At 54.7% G+C, this 19,313-nt stretch carries 21 protein-coding genes; 8 read left to right on the forward strand and 13 right to left on the reverse strand.

Annotated features, from left to right (window positions below):
• The 8 genes from B5D63_RS06920 to B5D63_RS06955 form a co-directional block, all read right to left on the reverse strand.
• Complete coding sequence (locus B5D63_RS06920; RefSeq protein WP_078667987.1) at positions 1-627, reverse strand: hypothetical protein; 627 nt, start codon at positions 625-627, stop codon at positions 1-3.
• On the reverse strand, positions 624-1,517 hold the full coding sequence (locus B5D63_RS06925; RefSeq protein WP_078667988.1) for an SH3 domain-containing protein: 894 nt from the start codon (positions 1,515-1,517) through the stop codon (positions 624-626). The genes B5D63_RS06920 and B5D63_RS06925 overlap by 4 nt, the downstream gene beginning before the upstream one ends.
• Positions 1,518-1,552: 35 nt before the next feature.
• A complete protein-coding gene (locus B5D63_RS06930) occupies positions 1,553-2,446 on the reverse strand; it encodes a GNAT family N-acetyltransferase (protein WP_078667989.1) in 894 nt (297 codons plus the stop codon).
• 83 nt (positions 2,447-2,529) lie between these two features.
• Complete coding sequence (locus tag B5D63_RS06935; RefSeq protein WP_078667990.1) at positions 2,530-3,411, reverse strand: alpha/beta hydrolase fold domain-containing protein; 882 nt, start codon at positions 3,409-3,411, stop codon at positions 2,530-2,532.
• 12 nt (positions 3,412-3,423) lie between these two features.
• Positions 3,424-3,885 carry a hypothetical protein gene (locus tag B5D63_RS06940; protein ID WP_078667991.1) on the reverse strand — a complete coding sequence of 154 codons (462 nt, stop codon included), beginning with the start codon at positions 3,883-3,885 and terminating at the stop codon, positions 3,424-3,426.
• Positions 3,886-3,903: 18 nt separating this feature from the next.
• Entirely contained in the window at positions 3,904-4,650 is a 747-nt protein-coding gene (locus tag B5D63_RS06945) for an SDR family NAD(P)-dependent oxidoreductase (protein WP_078667992.1), read from the reverse strand.
• A gap of 59 nt (positions 4,651-4,709) precedes the next feature.
• On the reverse strand, positions 4,710-4,994 hold the full coding sequence (locus tag B5D63_RS06950; protein WP_078667993.1) for a winged helix-turn-helix domain-containing protein: 285 nt from the start codon (positions 4,992-4,994) through the stop codon (positions 4,710-4,712).
• Between the two features lie 10 nt (positions 4,995-5,004).
• Entirely contained in the window at positions 5,005-5,577 is a 573-nt protein-coding gene (locus B5D63_RS06955) for a hypothetical protein (RefSeq protein ID WP_078667994.1), read from the reverse strand.
• 130 nt (positions 5,578-5,707) lie between these two features.
• Between B5D63_RS06955 and B5D63_RS06960 the strand changes: the two genes are divergently transcribed.
• The 6 genes from B5D63_RS06960 (at position 5,708) to B5D63_RS06985 (ending at position 10,033) form a co-directional block, all read left to right on the forward strand.
• The gene (locus B5D63_RS06960; RefSeq protein WP_078667995.1) at positions 5,708-6,280 is read left to right on the forward strand and encodes a Crp/Fnr family transcriptional regulator; all 573 of its coding nucleotides are present in this window, start codon (positions 5,708-5,710) and stop codon (positions 6,278-6,280) included.
• Between the two features lie 77 nt (positions 6,281-6,357).
• Positions 6,358-7,542, forward strand: coding sequence for a DUF418 domain-containing protein (locus B5D63_RS06965; RefSeq protein ID WP_078667996.1), 1,185 nt, complete (start codon positions 6,358-6,360; stop codon positions 7,540-7,542).
• A gap of 154 nt (positions 7,543-7,696) precedes the next feature.
• Positions 7,697-8,224, forward strand: a complete 528-nt coding sequence (locus B5D63_RS06970; RefSeq protein ID WP_078667997.1) for a methylated-DNA--[protein]-cysteine S-methyltransferase — start codon at positions 7,697-7,699, stop codon at positions 8,222-8,224.
• 57 nt (positions 8,225-8,281) lie between these two features.
• Complete coding sequence (locus B5D63_RS06975; protein ID WP_078667998.1) at positions 8,282-8,818, forward strand: RNA polymerase sigma factor; 537 nt, start codon at positions 8,282-8,284, stop codon at positions 8,816-8,818.
• Between the two features lie 39 nt (positions 8,819-8,857).
• Positions 8,858-9,409 carry a Crp/Fnr family transcriptional regulator gene (locus tag B5D63_RS06980; protein WP_078667999.1) on the forward strand — a complete coding sequence of 184 codons (552 nt, stop codon included), beginning with the start codon at positions 8,858-8,860 and terminating at the stop codon, positions 9,407-9,409.
• A gap of 45 nt (positions 9,410-9,454) precedes the next feature.
• Positions 9,455-10,033 carry an NAD(P)H-dependent oxidoreductase gene (locus tag B5D63_RS06985; protein ID WP_078668568.1) on the forward strand — a complete coding sequence of 193 codons (579 nt, stop codon included), beginning with the start codon at positions 9,455-9,457 and terminating at the stop codon, positions 10,031-10,033.
• A 4-nt stretch (positions 10,034-10,037) separates the two neighbouring features.
• On the opposite strand, the gene B5D63_RS06990 is transcribed toward B5D63_RS06985, so the two are convergent.
• From B5D63_RS06990 to nudK, 3 genes are all read right to left on the reverse strand, one after another.
• Positions 10,038-10,409 carry a VOC family protein gene (locus B5D63_RS06990; RefSeq protein ID WP_078668000.1) on the reverse strand — a complete coding sequence of 124 codons (372 nt, stop codon included), beginning with the start codon at positions 10,407-10,409 and terminating at the stop codon, positions 10,038-10,040.
• Positions 10,410-10,488: 79 nt separating this feature from the next.
• Complete coding sequence (locus tag B5D63_RS06995; protein WP_078668001.1) at positions 10,489-11,283, reverse strand: helix-turn-helix domain-containing protein; 795 nt, start codon at positions 11,281-11,283, stop codon at positions 10,489-10,491.
• A 41-nt stretch (positions 11,284-11,324) separates the two neighbouring features.
• Positions 11,325-11,903 (reverse strand): GDP-mannose pyrophosphatase NudK, encoded by a 579-nt coding sequence (nudK, locus tag B5D63_RS07000; RefSeq protein WP_078668002.1) that lies wholly within the window; start codon positions 11,901-11,903, stop codon positions 11,325-11,327.
• 54 nt (positions 11,904-11,957) lie between these two features.
• Between nudK and B5D63_RS07005 the strand changes: the two genes are divergently transcribed.
• Together B5D63_RS07005 and B5D63_RS07010 are read left to right on the forward strand one after the other, a co-directional pair.
• Positions 11,958-12,716: a DeoR/GlpR family DNA-binding transcription regulator gene (locus tag B5D63_RS07005; protein WP_078668003.1), complete on the forward strand. Its 759-nt coding sequence runs from the start codon at positions 11,958-11,960 to the stop codon at positions 12,714-12,716.
• A gap of 20 nt (positions 12,717-12,736) precedes the next feature.
• On the forward strand, positions 12,737-16,762 hold the full coding sequence (locus B5D63_RS07010; protein ID WP_143312793.1) for a DEAD/DEAH box helicase: 4,026 nt from the start codon (positions 12,737-12,739) through the stop codon (positions 16,760-16,762).
• Here the strand turns inward: B5D63_RS07010 and B5D63_RS07015 are convergent.
• Together B5D63_RS07015 and B5D63_RS07020 are read right to left on the reverse strand one after the other, a co-directional pair.
• Entirely contained in the window at positions 16,759-17,514 is a 756-nt protein-coding gene (locus B5D63_RS07015) for an SDR family NAD(P)-dependent oxidoreductase (protein ID WP_078668005.1), read from the reverse strand. The two genes, B5D63_RS07010 and B5D63_RS07015, sit on opposite strands and share 4 nt — an antisense overlap.
• A gap of 15 nt (positions 17,515-17,529) precedes the next feature.
• Positions 17,530-19,245: an IlvD/Edd family dehydratase gene (locus B5D63_RS07020; RefSeq protein WP_078668569.1), complete on the reverse strand. Its 1,716-nt coding sequence runs from the start codon at positions 19,243-19,245 to the stop codon at positions 17,530-17,532.
• Between the last annotated feature and the right edge of the window lie 68 nt (positions 19,246-19,313).

A 19,313-nucleotide genomic window follows, 5' to 3' on the forward strand; every position in this document is an offset into this window, starting at 1 on the left:
TCAGGCCAGTTCGGCGCTGTGAATGGATACAAATTCTCCCTGTTCCGTATGGGCGTCGATGGCGAATGCATCAAAGCCGTTACGCTGCAGGTGGGCCAGATCTGTTTTTTCGCCGGTGATCAGCCGGAGTTCACCGTCTTCATTGAGGAAGGTGTCGAGTTCATCTTCGTAATCGATATTGAAAAAGGCGTGTAAGACAATTTCGAAAACGCTGTTGCCGGCTGCGTCCGTATAGATTTGCGTAGCAGGCCGGTTGTTCCGCTGTTCAGGTGACCATTCGTTGCAAAAGTAATTGTCGTGTCCCTGCCGGGCGCCGTCGAACAACAGGATTTCTTCGCCGGTGTGGATGTCTGCGGCATAGATCAGTTCGGGGGCTTCATCGGTACTGGTGATGAGGCCGTTGAAATTTTTACCGTAATGTTTCTCGTGCAGTTCGATATGACGCGGTTCTTGCTTCACCTCCCACCTAAAGAGCTCCCCGTAATATTTTATATGGAACAACCGTCCGCCGGTAGATGATTGCAACTGGGCGCGCCATTCCACGGGGTGGACGTTATGGAAATAATCGGCCTTGTCGTATACCGCAAAAGGGGCATACCAATCCGGCGCCTGTTTATGTGTGCTCATCTTACTTCCGTGATTTTTTTATTTTCCCCATCCCATGCGTAACGTTTACTTTTTTTTGCCGTCACTTTCATGATACTCATCCCGTTTTTATCCACTTTGTCGGTGCCTTCCGCTTCTTCCATGTTCCAGGTGATCATATCCGGCTGACCGTTCTTCTCGTTGGGGAATACGAATTCTTCGCTGTGATAGTAGGCATCCGCGTCGCCGATATTGGTTTTGGTCAGGAACTGCAGCAGCTGGCCGTCTTTGGTCCACGCGAAATAATAATCATCTGTAGGAACGCCGCAGGCCGCGCCGGTAAAAGTGAGCACCACAATGTGCTGTACATTGGTGAGGCCCATGCCGCTCATAATTTTTCCATCGCTGAAGTTGGCGGTTTCATCGTCGCCGATGATCTGCGCTGCTTTGGTGAGCAATACGCCGTTCTGCACTACTTTCAGGCGTACCAGGTATTTGGGGAAGGTATCTCGTTTATTGCCGGATACTGCAATGCTGTCGGCTCTGCGCTCGATACCGTATACGAATTTGAGATCGCCGCGGCGCAACGGGGCGCAGCTGACAAGGCCCTGCCAGATATATCCGCTCCGGTATTCTCCGTTTTTTTGGTAGCCGATTTTCAGCCACGGGCCATGTAAGCCGCGGATGGTGAGGCTTTTGGTGGTCATACCGGTAATTGTAATGTTGTCGCCGGCCATCAGGGTGTCTATGGGCGACTGTTTGGTATCGGGAGATACCCTGATGTAGGCGGTGTCGGAAAAAATGTACCGGTCGGTAGAGTCGTTGCCGCTCAGGTAAATCGACCAGCTGCGCATGTCGGGGAAGTTGGGTTCTTCCTGCGCAAACAGTTGATGGGAGATACAAACGAATAAAAACAATAAAAGCTTTTTCATAAATAAACGGATCTTTTTCTATGGGATATGTGTGATTAAGTGTGTGCCAACGTAGGTATCATCAGCTGATGGCTGGCGAAGAGGTTCTCTTTGCTGTCCAGCACAAACAACGTGAGGTCTTCTGTCTTTAATGGCAGCATGGTGAAACCGGTAACATCGGCCGGTGTGAAGCCAAGGACCACCTGTTGGGTGTCGTGCTCCATCAGCAAAGACAAAAGGTGGAGTAATGATTGGCTGGTTTCACCGAAAATATCATGACAGGTCATCACCCCCTCTTCGTGTTCTACTACCGCGATCATATCTGTTTCTTCCAGATAATACACGCATGATTTCATGAACTGTGTGCAATAGAACATCAGCAGGCCGGTGGGGGCGGTCACCGTCAGTGCGGCGAACGGGTTGGCCTGTGCGTATTTCTGTAGCAGCAATTCCCTGTCGGCGGCGTTGTCCATGTCCAGCCGGCGTACTTTGCTTGTCTGGCGCGTCAGTTGCCGGGTGTGGAACTGGTATTCGCCGGCCGGTACAAATCCGAATTTCGGATAGAAGCCGAGCACGCTTTTGTTGGCAAACAGCAACATGGTATCATATTTACCGGCCCATTCTTCGAATATTTTTTCCATCAGCCAGCGGGAAAGGCCCTGATGGCGGTAATCGGGATGTGTCATGACAGTGCCCAGCTGCAGCCAGGTTTTTTCTTCGTCCCGCCAGCGTACCCGGAGGATATTAACGGTAGCGTTGGCGACAACGGTATCGCCGTCGAGCAGCACATGGGGAACACAGGAATAGTCCCAATAGCCAGCCTGGTACCACGGCTCGAAGCTGAGGCGGAATGTATGGACAGAGAGCTGATCAAAACTGAGTCGGATGGGGTTATTGTCTTTGATGCCAGCAATATAGGTATACGTTTTCCCCTTGATGTTGTATTTCATGTCGTTAACGCACAATTTCAGGTCATTGCCGGCGAAGATAGGGAATATAAAGCAAACGGGACGGCCGGTTGGCCATCCCGTTATTATCCGTGGATATCCATAAAGGCGCTGATTTTTTCCAGCGTGCTGATGGTTGCGGGTGATTGAATGGCTGTCAGCGGCCACACATGCGTTTGATCGTCGAAAGTGATCATATCGGCGAAGGGGGCGACGCTGCGGATATGTTCGTAAAAATGCCGGCTATCATCGTATAGTACTTCCCGTGAGCCGGCGAGGATCAGTACCGGCGGGAAGGTGGTAAAGGTGAGTTGCGCCGGATTGGCGGCGTCGGGCTGGTCCTGTGCATAGTAACCGGCGAATTGCTTCAGTTCAGCTTTGGTCATGATGGGATCGTCGGCGCTGCGTGTTTCGTATGATTCATTTTCACAGCGCAGGTCCAGCCAGGGGGAGATAAGGACCACGCCGACGGGTTGTCTGACCGGTGTACCGGACAGTTCATGCAGGGCCGACAACAGGATGCCTCCGCCGGCGCTGTCGCCCAGCAGGAAGATCTTCACGGTGGGGAATGCGGCGGCGATAAGCCGGTATATTTTTTCCGCATCGTTGCGTCCTGCCGGGAAGGGATGTTCGGGCGCCAGCGCATATTCCACCAGCAGAATTTTCCGACGCAGCGCGGTAGCAAAACGGGTGGTCATCGCTTTGTGTGACTGCAGGGACCCCAAAGCATAGGAGCCGCCGTGCAGCAGGATGATTAGCTCATTGTCCATCGCATGGGCGGGTGTAAACCAGTGGCAGGGCACTCCTGCCAGGGTGGTGCTTTGTATCTCTACGGTTTTATCTGCGGGGTAAATGTTTCCCAGCTGGTCGAATTGTTGTCTGATGTGCTGAATATTCATATCGTTGTGTGTTTGAGCGTAGACCTGCAGCCGGGATACGGCCAGTATGACAGAGAATAGTTTTTTCATGATAAACCTCTTTTAGTGATAGCGGTTGAACAATGCCCAGATCAGCAGGATGAGCGAGATAAACTGCAACACATTGCGGGAGGTGGTCCATCGTATCCATCTGCTGCTTCTGCGCAGCAGTTCCGGTGTACAGGGTGTATCCGGTGTCATTTTGGAAAAGGCTATAATTTCTTTGACGAAGTAGGTCGCCGTGGGGATGGTCACCAGCAGAAACGAAACCAGCGCCAGCAGCAGGTACGGCCTTACCTGTGGCTGTGACCAGTTGGTGACCAGCGCGGTGATGAAAGAAAGGAGGAACAGGAGTTGCAGCGGTATCCAGAAGCGCGCCGACTGTTTGGTCTGTGGTGCGATAAGGGAGAAAGAATGAGGCGGATCGGCAAACCAGTGCGGCATGCGGAAGATACGTTCCCATGAGCCGGCGAGAAAGACGATAGCGGCGGTGAGGGTGGCTGTCCATAGCGAAAGGAGGTGCATAATGTTGATTTTAGATAATTATCCGGCGGTGATGCCGCCATCTACAGCGATGGCAGCGCCGGTGATGTATGTTGACTGTTCGGCGGCGAGGAAGAGGACCATGGGGACGATGTCTTCCACGGTGGATATCCTGCCGGTGGGCATGGAGGCGGCTATTTTTTCCACGATGCCTGGTTTGGCCGCGACGTTGTTCAGCCATTGCTCTGTTTGGATGGCGCTGACCACGAGCGCATTGACGCGGATGCCGTTGCGGGCCTGTTCCAGCGCCGCTGCTTTGGTGAGTCCGACGACGCCGTGTTTGGCGGCCACATAGGCCGCGATGCCCTGACCCACTCCTTTGACACCTGCTGTGCTGGCGGTGTTGATGATGCTGCCCCCGGCTTTCATAGCAGGTATTTCATATTTGAGCGCATGGAAGACGCCGGTGAGGTTGGTCGCGATGGTATCGGTGAACTGCCGGCTGGTCATACGATGGAGCGGACCGGTGTACAGGTTGGCGCCTGCGTTGTTGAAAGCGGCGTCCGGCGGCCCGTACAGCCGGCACGTTTCCTCCACAAAATGCGCTACCTGTGCTTCGTCGGTGACATCGGCGGCGATGAAGGTAGCTTCGCCGCCCGCGGCGCGGATGCTGGCTTCCAGCTGCAGTCCTTCCCGGATGCGACGGCCGCAAAAGGTTACCCGGGCTTTCATGGCGGCAAAGGCCCGGGCGGCGGCAGCGCCTAATCCGGAGGTGCCGCCGGTGATTAATATCGTTTTTTCCTGCATGGTTATTTGTATATTAATGTAGTTTGTATTGCAAACTAAAATTGCTTAAAAAAAGCACCTTAGAGGTGCAGGTACTTTTTGATATCCTCCACATACTGTTCAAAGGCTTTGCGGCCTTTGGCGGTCAGTTTGCAGATGGTATGCGGATAGTTGCCCTTATAGGTTTTAATCACTTCTATATAAGCCGCTTCACTCAGTTTTTTGATCTGATGGCTCAGGTTTCCCTGTGTAGTGCTGGTAGCCTCCATCAGATAGGCAAAATCTGCCTGTTTTAATTTAATCAGCACAGAGACGATCGCCAGCCGCACCGGTGTATTTAAGACAGGATCTAAATCATTGAACATCCGCTTCTGTTTATATTGTTGACTTTTTAAGCAGGTACCCCGGCGCCAGATAGCCGCCGAGTACGGCTATGCCCAGCAGTAAAGGGGCATACTGGCCGGGCACAAAGATACTGGCCACCGCCAACATAAAAAACAATATACCGCCTGAGATCAATGGCCTGAAACGAAGTACCAGTCCCGTTACCAGCGTGCCGGCGCCTCCAATGAGCATATTGCCGGTGAAAGGTTGCTGGTGTTGCAGTACGTTGATCAATACGGAAACGAGGAAACAGATGCCGAGCACCAGCCACAGGTTCTTCAGATAAAAGCCGAGATAGGTCTGCACTGCCCTGGGTCCGGAATGATAATGCCGGAAGGATAGGAAAATGCCTGCGGCCACCAACACCGGGAAGGGGAGGAAAAACAGTTTAAACGAAGTAAATGTCCGTAACAGGAAAAAAAGGATACAGCTTGCCGCGATGAGCCAGCCCCACAACAGGAAAAGGTAACTGTGTTCCCGTGCGTTTTCCCGGGTTCGCGCAATAACTTCCGTGATGATTTTCAGCCCTTGCAGCGGTTCCAGGTTGTTGTCGGTTGTTTCCATACAATGTTCAACTTTGAATCAAATATAAATATAGTTTGTGTTACAAACCAAATTATATTTATGACGGGGGGTATTTCCCGGGCCCTGCTGACACAGCGTTTACAGGAACGGAATTCCGTACCTTGGCGCCATGAAATACCAGGAAGCCATTATTGAAGACTTACTGACGGCTGCTTTTCAGGATGAGGCACTGCGGGACGCCTACTACGAAGCGGCGCAGGAGAAGCGGTTTAAAAAAGGAGATCTGCTGCTGGAACAGGGGCAGATATGCCGGCATTCCTACATACTGCTCTCCGGCGCTGTCAGGGGATTTTACCTGAAAGACGGCCGGGAGGTCACCACCTCTTTTTGTTTTACCAGCGACGTGGTGCTGTCATTGGAAAGCGCCACCAGGCTGACACCCAGCCCCGAATCGTTTGAGGTGCTGGAAGACAGCCTCGTTGAAGTGGTATCGATGGAGAAAATGGCCCGGCTGCGGGAACGTTTCCCGGTATTTGAAAAAGTATGGACGCTGAGCATGGAGGCCTACGCCATCTGGCTGGAAGAAAGGCTGGCCAGCCTGCAGTTTGCCACTGCAAAAGAACGGTACGACCAGCTGGTGGAACGTTATCCGGAGATTGTACGGCAGGTGCAGTTGAGCCATATCGCCTCTTACCTGGGCATTACCCTCGAAACCCTGAGCCGCATCCGCGCGAAGGGATAATTATTTGACATATGTCAAACGGCGACTGGCTGGCATACTTCAATTTTGCTGCATCAAAATAAAAACAGGATTATTTTATGCAGCCGTTCACACCTGCCAGCAGCCGTATAGACGCGCTGGACGCTATCAGGGGCGTGGCCCTGGGAGGCATCCTTCTGGTCAACATGGGACTTTTCGCTTTCCCAGCCCTTTACATAAAACCCTCCGCCTTCTGGCCTGGCGCCTCCAGCAAACTGGTGGAACAGCTGATCAGCTTCTTCGCGGAAGGCAAGTTCGTTTCCATGTTCTCTTTCCTGTTTGGTCTCGGTTTTATCCTCTTCCTGCAAAGCGCGGAGAGAAAAGGACTCCCACCGGTGCGGTTGTTCCTTCGCCGCCTGCTGGTGCTGCTGGGCATCGGCTGGATACACGCTCACCTGATCTGGTTTGGCGACGTACTGTGTTTTTACAGCGTGCTGGGCATCCTATTGCTTTTTTTCAGGAAGATGTCCCCGCCGGCGCTGCTGAAATGGGCCGTTGGCCTGCTGGTAATACCGGTGTTCCTGTATGTGACGGCAGGTGCCCTCGTCGGGCCTGACTTCTATAAAGACAGCTTTTCGTATACCGATGCGGGTTATAAGGCGATCGAAGTATATCGTTCCGGTACCCTCCGGCAGCTGTGGCAGCAGAATGCGGCCGACCTGGTAATAACCCGCATCGGCTACCTGATGGAAACGCCGATGATGCTGGCCATGTTCCTGCTGGGCGCCTACGCAGGCAAGAGAGGTATCTTCCGCCAGCCGGCCGCACATGCGGCGCTGGTCCGTAAAGTGCAGACCTGGAGCGCTCTTGCCGGCTGGCCGCTGGTGATTGCGGTGGCGCTCTTCGGCGGCGGCGACCCCACCACGCCGGCAGGCGGCAACATGATGATGCTGGACGGCTACATAGCAAGCCCCCTTATCGGTATATTTTACATCGCCACCCTCGTCCGCCTGCTGCAACGTGCTCAATGGCAGCAGTGGCTGCGGCCCTTCCAGTCCGCCGGGCGGATGGCGGCCACTAACTATCTCCTGCAATCTGTTATCTGTGTATGCATATACTATAGTTTCGGCGGCGGACTGTATGCTTATGCCAATCCTCCCATGTACCTGCTCATCTGGGTAGCCGTGCTGGGAGTTCAACTCGCCGTCAGTTCCTGGTGGATGGACCACTTCCGCTTCGGCCCGGTGGAATGGATATGGCGGAAACTGACTTACGGTAAAGCCTACGCGATGAAAGCGGAATAAAACATCCGTGTGCAACCTCCGGCCCTCTGCTGCACGACAGGCAGAGGGCCATTTTGTATTTTCACATGTCGGCTAAAAGCCCGATATTTCGGATGATCGGCTAAAAGCCCGATTTTTTGAAAAAACGGCTAAATGCCCGACAGTACCATTACACATGAAAGGAAACCATCGCACCATATATCAGAGCCGGGTAACAACACCGCTGGACATTATGATTGCCGGCGCTACCGACGAAGGCGTATGCCTGCTGGAATTTACCGAACGGAAAATCCTGGAAGCGCAATGGACCGGTCTCCGCAGACTGCTGAAAGCAACTGTTACGGAAGGGCCGCACCCGCATTTCAGCCTGCTGCAGCAGGAACTGGACGCTTATTTCGCCGGTGAACTGCATACCTTTACGGTGCCATTGCATATGCCGGGAACGGAGTTCCAGCAGGCGGTATGGCAGTTGCTGCTGGCCGTCCCCTACGGCGATGTACGCAGCTATAAACAACAGGCCACCCTGCTGCAGCGTTCCGAGGCGGTACGCGCTGTAGGCCATGCCAACGGCATGAACCGTATCTCCATCATCGTGCCCTGCCACCGCATCGTGGCGGGCAACGGTCATCTGACCGGCTACGGCGGCGGCATATGGCGCAAAGAGTGGCTGCTGGCCCACGAAAGCCGCCATCAAAAAAAATAAATAATATTGGGTGATCTTTCAACTTTTGTGGTATCAATGGCTGAATAAACTGTTTTTATGACCACCTTCACAGACCAGGAACTGATCGTTCAACTGAAAGCAGGCGACCGCCATGCAACGGCCGTTATTTACCAGGCCTATTTTCCCATGGTGGCCGCTTATGTGCAGCAACACAACGGCCACCCGGCCGATGCGGAAGACGTTTTCCAGGAGGTGATGCTGGCACTGGTGCAGAAAATACAATCCCCGGATTTTACGCTGACAGCCTCGCTCAAGACATACCTCTATGCCATCGCCCGCAACTGCTGGAGTAAACGCATGCGTGACAACCGCCTGCTGCTGCCGGGAACAGCTGCCATCCCGGAAGAAGCTGCCATGCCCGACCTATTCCCCGAACCACCCGCCACCACACAGGTACAGGGCTGGCTGGCCCGTATAACGGACAACTGTAAACGCGTTTTAAAAGCCCTCTTTTTTTATCAGCAACCCATGGCGCTGCTGGCGCAGAAGATGGGCTGGAAAAACAAACATACCGCCGATAACCAGAAATATAAATGCCTGCAACAGCTGCGGAAAGCAGCCCTGGAGAAATAACCCGCTTCATTATCACCCCGAAAAAACAGAACTTTGGGTATGATGAATATTTTCCGTCATTCACCACTCACACAGGAAGACCTGGACCAGCTGGAGTCATTGATGAAAACCGTACAACTGGAAAAACAGGACTATTTTATCCGGGAAGGACACGTATGCCGGCAGCTGGCTTTTCTCCGCAAAGGGATCCTGCGTTCTTTTTATGTGAAAGACAACGGGGAGGAAATTACCGACTGTATTATGTTTGAAGGGCAGCTGGTAACGGCTTATGCCAGCCTTATTACCGGCCAGCCGGCGTTTGAGAATATGCAGGCTATTACGGAATGTGAACTGCAGGTGCTGGACCGCGATGACCTTTACAGGCTCTATGAACAAAATATCCGCTGGGCCAACACCGGCCGGGCATTCGGAGAACAGGAATTTGTGATGATGGAACAACGCATCCGCTCCTTTCAGCAGTATACCGCCAAAGAACGTTATGAGGAAATGGTACGCCAGCACCCCCGTATGATCCAACAGGTGCCCCTGCAATATCTCGCTTCTTACCTTGGCATCACGCCGCAGCACCTGAGCCGCCTGCGCAAAAGTTAACATTTGTTCAGTGCCGGCAGCAGTACCGCCACTAGCTTTGCAGGCATGAAAAAGATATTGATCGTTAACGGTCACCCCGACCGCGAAAGCTACAACACGCAATTACAGGAAGCCTATAAAACCGGCGCACTGCAATCCGGCGCCGACGTGACAGAGATACACCTCGGCTCGCTGCAGTTCGACCCTAACCTGCGTTATGGTTACCGTAAAAGAATGGAACTGGAGCCGGACCTGCTGGATGCCTGGGAGAAAATAAAGGCAGCGCAGCATATCGTATGGATCTTTCCCGTGTGGTGGGGTTCCCTGCCCGCGCTCACCAAAGGCTTCTTTGACCGGCTCTTTTTACCCGGACTGGCTTTCCGGTATAAGGAAAACAGCATGCTCATAGAAAAGAAACTCAAAGGCAAAACATCCCGCCTCATCTGTACCATGGATACCCCCATCTGGTTCCACAACCTGTATTACCAGGCTACCGGCGTGCGGGCTGTCCGCAGCCAGATACTGCGTTTCTGCGGAATTAAAATAACAGGGACTACTTACATAGCCCCTATTAAACATCTCAAACCGGGAGGTAAAGAAAAGGGCATACAGCAAGTGATGGCCCTCGGACAACGTTTACGCTAGTCCGTTATTTCACCGAAGTGATCCACCAGGTGTTGCCACAGGGATCTTTTACCCCGCAGGTCCTGCCATAGGGCTGGTCGCTTAATTCCATCACACTGGTAGCGCCGTGGTTGAGCGCGGCCTGGTAGCTGTTGTCGGCATCGTCCACATAGATGAATACCTGACCCGGCTGCGCTTTCCACTGGTCGCGTGCATTGCAGAACATGATGGTGCTGTCGCCGATCTGGAATTCCGCGTGGCGAACCAGTTTGTCGTCGTGGAGACTCATATGACTGAGCGTGGCTGGAAACACTGCCTCCACAAAGGCCTGGAAGTCACGTGCATTTTCGAGCATAAGATAAGGCATGGCGGCATGATGCCCTGCTGGAATCTTCATAATAGTAGCTATTAAATAGTGAAACAATACTGCGAAGCTAGTTTCAGCAGTGTTGTTAAAATTGGAAAAACGCGACATTTTAATCCATCCAGGCAGTGGCGCCGGAACGGCCGGAGAAAAAGGCTTTGGGGTGTTCGCCGGAGAACTCCCTGAAATCATGGATGAAATGGGACTGGTCGTAGTAACCACAATCCAGGGCTATTTGCGTGAGGGATGGCGCGTTGGGGCCGTATCGCCGGATAGCGGCATGGAAGCGGGCGATACGCGAAAACATTTTGGGGCTGAAGCCGGCATAATGCCGGAACTGTCTTTCAAACTGTCGGGTAGACAGGTAGTGGTCCTGCGCCAGTTGTTTCACCGGCGCCATGCCCTGGGTTTCAATAATGGTCTGAATCGCACGGAAGACAGGCGGTTGCATATTGTCCTGACGGGACAACCGCTGTTCGAAAAATGTTTCCAGTATGGAAACCCGTTGCGTATGGCTGATGGCGAGCGCCATTTTTTCTTCCAGCTGCAAGCCTGTCTGCGCCAGTAAAGTGTGCAGGTCAGGCATCTGGTTGATCATCTCGCTGGCGGGCATGTTGAATAACAGCGGGATCGCCTGTGGATAAAGATAAACGCCGAACATGCCGAAGCCGCTGTTGACATGGAACTTACGGGTGGTTTGACTCTGGCCGTGGACGCCGGCGGAAAACGAAACGTCCTTTGCACCGTCAGGCAGTAGTTCATCAAACAGGCCATGGTAGTGAAATAGTAATTCCGGGCACATGTCTGCCATAGCGTGATGGGTGTAAGGCCGGTCACTCTCCAGTGCCCAGTAGAATCTCACTATGCCGCGAAACCTGGCCGATGGCCGTATGGTCTGATAATGCATGGAACGGGCCGTTTGATGCCGGCATCCTAAAGGTAAGAAAGTCAGAGCAACTGATGTAATTGTGCATATTGCAGCAGCATGATCGTTTTGGCGTCACGGATGCGGCCGTCGGCCACCATGGCCAGGGCTTTCTCAAAAGGCATTTCCAGCACTTCAATTTCTTCCTGCTCGTCTTCCAGCCCGCCGCCATCATTTATCTTCATCGCGTTGTCATAGGCGGCCACAAAAAAATACAGGACCTCTGTCACGGAGCCGGGCGACATATAGGCTTCAAATATTTTCTGCACGTCTGTAATGCGGTAGCCGGTTTCTTCCTCAGCCTCCCGGCGAATGCAGTCTTCCGGGTTACTTTTGTCCAGCAGGCCGGCGCAGGCTTCTATCAGCATACCATCATCGTTACCGTTGATATAGGTAGGCATCCTGAACTGGCGGGTGAGGACCACCGTCTGCTGCGCTTTGTTGTACAACAGGACCACCGCCCCGTTGCCCCGGTCGTAGGCTTCGCGTGACTGCTGCTCCCAGTCGCCGTTCCGCTTCCGGTAGTCATAGGTTATTTTTTTCAGCGTGTACCAGTTGTCGGACAGCACGGATGTTTCAACGATTTTTATTCTGGGCGTCATAAAAATGATTATATTTGATCGAATTTGATTGTTTTGATCAAAAATAGATAAAAAATGGGATTTCCGGAGCGTAAACAAAAAATATTACGACTGCTTGATCAGCATGATAACAGGGAAGTGCAGGAAATAGCTGACGCATTGGGTATTTCAGCGATCACTATCCGGCGTGACCTGCAGCAGCTGGCGGAAGAAGGGCTGCTGGTGCGGACGCATGGCGGCGCCATGAAAGCGCCGGCGCTGCACCCGTTCACCGCTTTTACCGACAAAGCCGGCGTGGGGCAGGAGCGAAAACAGTATATCGGGCGGCTGGCGGCGGCGCAGGTGAAACCGGGAGACACCATTTTCCTCGATTGCGGCAGTACCGTATTCGCCATGTGCGAACACCTGCGGAAGACAGGACCGCTGCGGGTGATCACCAATTCCCTCCCGGTGCTGGCGGCTTTTATGGATTGTGAGCAGATCACGGTCAATCTCATCGGCGGAGAAGTAGATAAAGAGCGTAAAGCCATGCATGGACATCGCGCATTGCACCACATTGACAGTTACCACGGCGTAAAAGCTTTTATCGGCACCGACGGCCTGTCGGTGAAAAACGGGCTGACCGCTTTCAGCGAAAAGGAAGCTTCTGTCAGCAAAGCCATGGCTACACAGGCAGACATCGTTTACCTCTTGTGCGACTCCGGTAAAATAGGAAAAGACAGCTACCTGAAATACGCGCCGCTCACCCTGTTCGATCACCTCATCACAGACCGGCAGCTGCCGGCTTCCACAGCAGCGCAGTTCAAAGTCAAAGGCGTCTCCGTCATTAATTGAAATGCGCTATTTTTGGCGGTATGATCAACGACGCCTGGTATTTGCAACGTTACCAGTCCCAGCCCGATCCCGTGCGGCTGGTAATGGACGTGCTCTCCATATATCTTTACCCGTTGGACAAACACACCTTGTTTGATGCGGTCCGGTTACTCACTTCCCTGTCACGGCCGGAGCTGGAAGACATGCTGCTGGACCTGCGGGAGCAGGAGTTGCTGCAGATGAACGTCAACGGGCATTACAGCCTGCCGCCGGCACTGAGCTTTCAGCTGTTGCCTGCCAACATCGTACGGCCCGACTATCAACCGGTGGTGGACCGCACCGGCCGTGCCGTCCACGCATTTTATTCCGTCAACGCGCGGCTGCAGGACCTGCAGCAGTTGCTGGTAGCATGGTTTACCGGCGACCGTTACCTGTTGGCGCCGCCTATCCGGAGGATGGAAATGGAGCTGGCGGAATATCAGCCTTGGCTGTCGTACCTGTTGTTTTTCCCGGCGTATGAAGGGCTGCTGAAACTATTTTCCGAAATATCTGTGGACAGCATCTTTTCGTTTGCCGTAAAATATCACCTGTTGCAGCTGCCGCCCATGGAGGAGCTGCTGGCTTTACAGGAACGCAGCGGCAGCCGTTTCCCGGAACTGGCATTGCTGCAAGGCGATCTGCACGCAACCTTCGGAGACACTACCGCCGATGAACTGTTTGCCAAAGCGCTGGTGATGCTGTACCAGGGCCAGCCGGCAGCGGCGCTGACAGCTTTTGAAAAAGGCATCAAACGACAACGGCAGCAGGACAAGAAAAACACGCTGCCCGTTTCCCCGCTGTTTGCTTTTTATTATGCGCTGACATTGACATTACTTCCCGGAGAGAAAAGCAATCCGGTTGTACAGAAACTGCTGGCCGCCTATGAACGGAAACTTTTTCCGGCGGTCACCCCTGCAGTATGCCTGCTGTACCTCCATGCTGGCAGGAAGGAGAAAGCGGAGAATCTGTTGCTGTTGCTGCTGGAGAGAAATGAACAGCCGTTGTTGAGCTATCTCTCCGTGATAGCGCTGCAGCTGTTGCATCCGCGCAGCAAACTGCTGATCACCTTCCGCGTGCAGGCAGATGTGCTGCTGCGCCGCGGCATGGAACATCACTACCGGTTACTCACCTACGAATATTTATATCTCTTCCGCGATGCCGGTTACGCCGGATACGCGCCTGCGTTTACCGCTGCCGGCGCCGCTGTGCGTTATGAGCCGGTATTGTCACAGATAAAAATTACAGCCGACTGGGAGCGGTTGCTCAACACACTGTTGGCCCCGGATGACGTGGCCGGTAAGCCGAAACCGGCGCCGGTACACAGGCTGATCTATCTGGTAGATTTTAATTATTACAAGCTGCAACCGGTGGTGCAGGCGTCTAACGGCGACGGTACCTGGAGCAGCGGCCGGAACGTGCCACTCAAAAAGCTGAAGGAAGGCAGGGCGGAAGCCATGACAGAGCAGGACCAGCGCATCAGCACCACCATACAAAAGGACCATTACTACAACCACGACGGCGAAAATTATTCTTTCGACAACCGCGTGTGGGAAGAACTGGCGGGCCATCCATTCCTTTTCCTGGATGACGAACCTACCGTCCCCGTGGAGATCGTTAAAGGTCAGCCGGAACTGATGGTGAACTATAACGGAAAAGCATATACGTTCACTGCCAATATCGATGATTACAGCAGTGAACTGGTGTTTGTAAAAGAAACACCCACGCGGCTGAAGGTCATCCGTCTTTCGCCGCAACAGCGTAAAGTGTTACAGACGCTTTCGCAGGTGCCGGTGGTGCCGGCGGAGGGGCGGGAAAAGCTCCTGCAGGTGCTGAAAAGCATCGGTGCTCACCTGACGGTGCATTCCGAACTGGGCGATGGCTCGGTAAGTATCCGCAAGCGTGAAGGCGATGCCCGTATCGTGATACAGCTGCTGCCTTTCGGCGCCGGCATTAAAGCGGGTTTGTTTGTGAAACCGTTTACGCTGGACCCGCCATATTGTAAGCCCGGCGCCGGCGCGGCGCATATCATCGGCATCAGCAACGGAGAACGCTGGCAGGCTAACCGGAACCTGGAGCTGGAGAAAAATAATGAGACGCGGCTGCTCGAAATGATACAACAAATCGTTCCGCAGGAGCTGGTGGCCGATACGCTGGTGTTTGAAGACCCGGCCGACTGCCTCGAACTGCTGGACCTGATACATTCCTATCCTGAACTGGTGCGTGCCGAGTGGCCGGAGGGCGAACGGTACCAGGTAAGGGACCAGGTGAACTTTTCTCATGTGTCGCTGTCCCTGAAAGAGAAAGGACACTGGTTCCTCTGTGATGCTGAAATACGGGTAGACGAAAACCTGGTGATCACTTTCCGGGAACTGCTGGACACCAAACGTATCGTGAAGAAACGTTTCCTTGCACTGGATAACGGCGAGTACCTGTCGCTGACGGCCGACTTACGCAAACGGATCAACGAACTGGCGGGTATCGCCATGCAGGGGCCGCACGGAGTCGTTATCCCGCGCTTTGCCGCTTCTATGCTGGACGACTGGTTACAGCAGGCCGGTCAGGCGGAGGTAGACGAAGCCTGGAGGGCGTTTATCCATAAACGTGATACGGCGATGGACCTGCATCCGGAGATACCCGTCACCCTGCAGACGACCTTACGCCCCTACCAGGAAGAAGGTTTCCGCTGGATGGCACACCTCGCGGCATGGGGCGCCGGGGCCTGCCTGGCCGACGATATGGGCCTTGGTAAAACCGTACAGGCGATCGCGTTATTACTGTACCGTGCGTCCGAAGGGCCGGCACTGGTGATCAGCCCTGCATCCGTATTGCCCAACTGGGTCAATGAAATCGGCCGTTTTGCGCCGTCCCTGAACATTATCCAGCTGCAGCCCGGTAAACGGGCCGTCCAGCTTAAAAATGCCGGTCCTTTTGATGTGGTGGTGTCTACCTACGGCATCCTGCAACAGGATGCGCAGCTGTTTGCCGGCGTGCAATGGACTACCGCCGTATTGGACGAAGCACATACCATCAAAAACTATCAGACCAAAACATCCAGGGCTGCCATGGCATTACAGGCGGATTTTCGACTGATGCTAACAGGCACGCCTATACAAAACCATATGGGCGAGATATGGAACCTCTTTAATTTCCTCAATCCCGGTTTGCTCGGCACGCTGGACCATTTCAACGAACAGTTTGTATTCCCCAGCGTCCGTAACCCGGAAAGCACGGTAAAGCAGCACCTGAAGCGTTTGCTGGCGCCTTTCCTGTTGCGTCGTACCAAGACCGCCGTGCTGGAGGAGCTGCCGCCTAAAACGGAGATTACGCGGTTGGTGGAGATGTCTTACGAGGAGATGTCGTTTTACGAAGCGATACGCCGTAAGGCTGTGGAAAATCTGGCGGTGCCCGAAGAGAACCTGGGCCGCCGGCAGATGAAAGCGCTGGCGGAGATCAGCCGTCTGCGGATGGCGGCCTGTCACCCGCAGCTGGTGGACGGAGAGAGCAGTATTACCTCCTCCAAACTGAACGTGTTCCTGGAAATAGCGCAGGAGCTGATCGACAACAATCACCGTGCGCTGGTGTTCAGCCAGTTTGTACGCCACCTGGAGCTGGTGAGAGCGGCGCTGGGGCAGCGGGGCATTACCTGCCTGTACCTCGACGGGTCTACGCCGATACCGCAGCGGGAGCAGCTGGTGCGCGATTTCCAGGCTGGCAAGGGGCAGTTGTTCCTCATCAGCCTCAAAGCCGGCGGGGTAGGGTTGAACCTGACGGCGGCGGACTATGTGGTGCATCTGGACCCATGGTGGAACCCGGCCATCGAGGAACAGGCATCCGACAGGGCGCACCGTATCGGGCAAACCAGGCCGGTTACTATTTACCGGCTGGTGGCGCAGCATACTATCGAGGAGAAAATCATTGCGTTGCATAATAACAAACGTGACCTGGCGGACCGCCTGCTGGAGGGCAGCGACCAGTCCGGCCGCCTCTCTGCGGAGGAGCTGATGGACCTGATCGCCGTGGGATACTAAGGTTGCGGGCTGGTGCTGGTCCAGCCGCCGTCGATCACGAGGCTTTGTCCTGTGATGTGGCGGGCCTGTTCAGACACGAGAAACAGCGCGGCCTGTGCGATATCTGCCGTAGTGGCGGCGCGGCCCATGGGCGTCAGCTTTGACCAGGTGTCGGCATAGCCGGGCTCGGACTGGGTCCTCTCCGTCAGCGTAGCGCCGGGTGCGATGGCGTTGACGGTAATCTTATAGGGAGACAATTCAATCACAAGATTTTTGGCGAGCATTTCCAGGGCGGCCTTACTCATACCGTAAGCCGCCAGGTCTTTGTGCGCCTGGTGACCGGTAACCGAAGAGGTGAAGAGGATGGCGCCGCCGCGTTGTTGTTTTTTCATCTGGTGGGCCGCGGCCTGTGCGAGGAAAAAGGTGCCGGCGAGGTTTACCTGCATCACGCGCTGGAATGCTTCCGGCGTGTAGGTAAAGAAGTCGCCGAACAGGGTGATGCCGGCGTTGGCGATCACGATATCGAGGCCGCCGTATTGCGCCACGGCGGTGTGTACCATCTGCTGAATAAAGCCCGGGTCGCTCGCGTCGCCGGGGACGGCGATGCAGCGGCCGTTTTCATGGACAATGGTGTTGGCCGCGGCAGCTGCCAGCGGGGCGTCCATATCATTGAGGATGACAGCGGTACCGTTGGCCGCCAGTTGCCGGCAGATCTCAAAACCGATGCCCTGGCCTGCGCCGGTAACGATGGCCACTTTAGATGCTGTAGTCATAACGGAAGTATATTTTTAGTGCGAGTCCCGCGTTACCTGGCTGCCGGAACCGCCTTTCAGAAAATCGAGGTCAGCGCCCAGATGGGCCTGCTCCACATGTTGCTGGTACAGCTGTACATACCCTCTGCCGGCTACCGGATGCGCCGGCTGCCATGCTGCTTTGCGCGTAGCTATTTCTTCCGGCGACAGATCGGCGTGCAGGGTGCGGTTGGCGACGTCGAGGGTGATGATATCGCCGTCACGAAGGAGGGCCAGCGTGCCGCCGGCAGCCGCTTCGGGAGACACATGCAGCACCACGGTGCCAAAGCCGGTGCCGCTCATGCGGCCGTCAGAGATCCTCACCATATCGGTAATGCCTTTGGCCAGCAGTTTGGCCGGTAATCCCATATTGCCTACCTCCGGCATACCGGGGTACCCTTTCGGGCCTACGTTTTTCAGCACCAGTATACTGTTTTCGTCGACGTCCAATGCCGGATCGTCGATGCGATGTTTGTAGTCGTCGATGTCTTCGAATACGACCGCGGGGCCTGTATGGCGCATCAGCCGCGGCGTGGCGGCCGACGGTTTGATAACGGCGCCTTCCTCGCAGATATTGCCTTTGAGGACAACGATGCCGGAGCGGTTGTTAAACGGCGCTTCCAGTGTGGTGATGACTTCCGGGTTGTAAGCTGCGGCGTGACGGTAGTTGTCGCCGATCGTTTTACCGTTGGCCGTGAGGCAGTCTTTATGCAGGCGGGAGAGCAGCGCGTTCATCACGGCGGGCAGCCCGCCGGCATAATACAGGTCTTCCATGAAGTACAGACCCGACGGCTGCAGGTTGGCCAGCAGCGGTACATCTGCCGACCAGGCGTCTATGTCTGCCAGTGTTACGTCCACGCCTATACGGCCGGCGATCGCCAGCAGGTGTACTACAAAATTGGTAGACCCGCCGACGGCGGCATTGACCATAATGGCGTTCTCAAACGCCTGCCGTGTCAGGATGTGGGACAGGCGACGGTTTTCCCGTACCATTTTCACGATCTCCATGCCCGACAGATGCGCCAGCACTTTACGCGCGGCATCGGGGGCCGGGATAGCGGCGTTCTGCGGCAGGGAGAGCCCCAGGGCTTCCACCATGCAGGCCATGGTGGAGGCGGTGCCCATCACGGCGCAGTGCCCGTCGCTGCGGCACATGCCCGCTTCCGCCAGCGCCAGTTCTTCAGAGGTCATTTTGCCGGAACGCAGTTCTTCGCTGAACCGCCATATATCGCTGGTGCCGATGCTTCTGCCCATATGCCTGCCCGTTAACATGGAGCCGCCGGACACCACAATCGTTGGCAGGTCTACGCTGCAGGCGCCCATAACCAGCGCCGGCGTGGTTTTGTCACAACCGCAGAGCAGCACCACGCCGTCCAGCGGATTGGCGCGCACGGATTCTTCCACGTCCATGCTTACGAGGTTACGGTACAACATGGCCGTAGGTTTGATCAGCGTTTCCCCCAGTGACATTACAGGAAACTCCAGCGGATACCCACCTGCTTCTATCACACCACGCTTCACCGATTCGGCCAGCTCCCGGAAATGCGAGTTGCAGGGCGTCAGCTCCGACCAGGTGTTGCAAATGCCGATCACCGGTTTGCCTTCCAGTTCATGCGCCGGGATGCCCTGTTTCTTTAACCATGCCCGGTATATAAAGCCATCTTTGCCGTCACGGGCAAACCATTGGCTGCTTCTTAATGATGATGCTTCCATGCTGCTGAATATACAAATTTTTTTTTCGCTGTCATAACCCTGCAGGCGCTGCTTAAACGTTTTAGAAG

Origin of the sequence: Chitinophaga eiseniae, from assembly GCF_900167135.1 — a bacterium.
Lineage (GTDB): Bacteria > Bacteroidota > Bacteroidia > Chitinophagales > Chitinophagaceae > Chitinophaga > Chitinophaga eiseniae.

Excerpts from the sequence above, each read along its gene's own strand:
- B5D63_RS06985 (WP_078668568.1), top strand. The coding sequence starts at position 9,455 with ATGAAAAAGATATTGATCGTTAACGGTCACCCCGACCGCGAAAGCTAC.
- B5D63_RS06945 (WP_078667992.1), bottom strand. The coding sequence starts at position 4,650 with ATGCAGGAAAAAACGATATTAATCACCGGCGGCACCTCCGGATTAGGC.
- B5D63_RS06965 (WP_078667996.1), top strand. The coding sequence starts at position 6,358 with ATGCAGCCGTTCACACCTGCCAGCAGCCGTATAGACGCGCTGGACGCT.
- B5D63_RS06960 (WP_078667995.1), top strand. The coding sequence starts at position 5,708 with ATGAAATACCAGGAAGCCATTATTGAAGACTTACTGACGGCTGCTTTT.
- B5D63_RS06970 (WP_078667997.1), top strand. The coding sequence starts at position 7,697 with ATGAAAGGAAACCATCGCACCATATATCAGAGCCGGGTAACAACACCG.
- B5D63_RS07010 (WP_143312793.1), top strand. The coding sequence starts at position 12,737 with ATGATCAACGACGCCTGGTATTTGCAACGTTACCAGTCCCAGCCCGAT.
- B5D63_RS07005 (WP_078668003.1), top strand. The coding sequence starts at position 11,958 with ATGGGATTTCCGGAGCGTAAACAAAAAATATTACGACTGCTTGATCAG.
- B5D63_RS06950 (WP_078667993.1), bottom strand. The coding sequence starts at position 4,994 with ATGTTCAATGATTTAGATCCTGTCTTAAATACACCGGTGCGGCTGGCG.
- B5D63_RS06995 (WP_078668001.1), bottom strand. The coding sequence starts at position 11,283 with ATGCATTATCAGACCATACGGCCATCGGCCAGGTTTCGCGGCATAGTG.
- B5D63_RS06935 (WP_078667990.1), bottom strand. The coding sequence starts at position 3,411 with ATGAAAAAACTATTCTCTGTCATACTGGCCGTATCCCGGCTGCAGGTC.
- B5D63_RS06920 (WP_078667987.1), bottom strand. The coding sequence starts at position 627 with ATGAGCACACATAAACAGGCGCCGGATTGGTATGCCCCTTTTGCGGTA.
- nudK (WP_078668002.1), bottom strand. The coding sequence starts at position 11,903 with ATGACGCCCAGAATAAAAATCGTTGAAACATCCGTGCTGTCCGACAAC.
- B5D63_RS06980 (WP_078667999.1), top strand. The coding sequence starts at position 8,858 with ATGATGAATATTTTCCGTCATTCACCACTCACACAGGAAGACCTGGAC.
- B5D63_RS07015 (WP_078668005.1), bottom strand. The coding sequence starts at position 17,514 with ATGACTACAGCATCTAAAGTGGCCATCGTTACCGGCGCAGGCCAGGGC.
- B5D63_RS06955 (WP_078667994.1), bottom strand. The coding sequence starts at position 5,577 with ATGGAAACAACCGACAACAACCTGGAACCGCTGCAAGGGCTGAAAATC.
- B5D63_RS06990 (WP_078668000.1), bottom strand. The coding sequence starts at position 10,409 with ATGAAGATTCCAGCAGGGCATCATGCCGCCATGCCTTATCTTATGCTC.
- B5D63_RS07020 (WP_078668569.1), bottom strand. The coding sequence starts at position 19,245 with ATGGAAGCATCATCATTAAGAAGCAGCCAATGGTTTGCCCGTGACGGC.
- B5D63_RS06925 (WP_078667988.1), bottom strand. The coding sequence starts at position 1,517 with ATGAAAAAGCTTTTATTGTTTTTATTCGTTTGTATCTCCCATCAACTG.
- B5D63_RS06930 (WP_078667989.1), bottom strand. The coding sequence starts at position 2,446 with ATGAAATACAACATCAAGGGGAAAACGTATACCTATATTGCTGGCATC.
- B5D63_RS06975 (WP_078667998.1), top strand. The coding sequence starts at position 8,282 with ATGACCACCTTCACAGACCAGGAACTGATCGTTCAACTGAAAGCAGGC.
- B5D63_RS06940 (WP_078667991.1), bottom strand. The coding sequence starts at position 3,885 with ATGCACCTCCTTTCGCTATGGACAGCCACCCTCACCGCCGCTATCGTC.